Here is a 416-nt window from a genome sequence, read left to right as displayed (position 1 = left end):
TTCCTGCTTTGTAAGCAGATTCTAATTTTTTAGTTTCAAGAATTAGTTTACATTGCCCTCTCCTATCTTTAATTGTAGGAGGAGTTTTAGGTTTAAAAATTTTAATCATTTGCGAATCTCTCTGTTATTCGTTTCATTAACAATAATGCATTAATTTCTGTTCTAGTTTCTCCAGTTGGCAATACTCCCCATTCATTTTCTAACTGCCTTAATTTTAAATCTATTTCTTCTGTAATTTTTCCATCATTCAGTATCTCCTCTCTTAGTTTCATATAATAATCTAATCGAGGGGGACGAGCACTGGGCAAATCAAAGTATTCGCTTGTTAAAACTTGATCAATCCTCCAATTTTGAAGAATAAAATGTTCATTGGATATTTCAATCTTGCCACTAGGTAATTTATTAAAAATAAAAAT

At 30.3% G+C, this 416-nt stretch carries 1 protein-coding gene; it reads right to left on the bottom strand.

The window, feature by feature from the left end:
* Positions 1–101: 101 nt before the first annotated feature.
* On the bottom strand, positions 102–416 hold a 315-nt coding region (locus tag BWI97_RS27915), incomplete at its 5' end, for a hypothetical protein (RefSeq protein WP_158242893.1).

Origin of the sequence: Siphonobacter sp. BAB-5405 (assembly GCF_002872335.1) — a bacterium.
In the GTDB taxonomy this organism is placed as follows: Bacteria; Bacteroidota; Bacteroidia; order Cytophagales; family Spirosomataceae; genus Siphonobacter.
The sequence above is the reverse complement of the archived record's forward strand: the minus strand, read 5'-3'. Positions and strand labels throughout refer to the sequence as shown.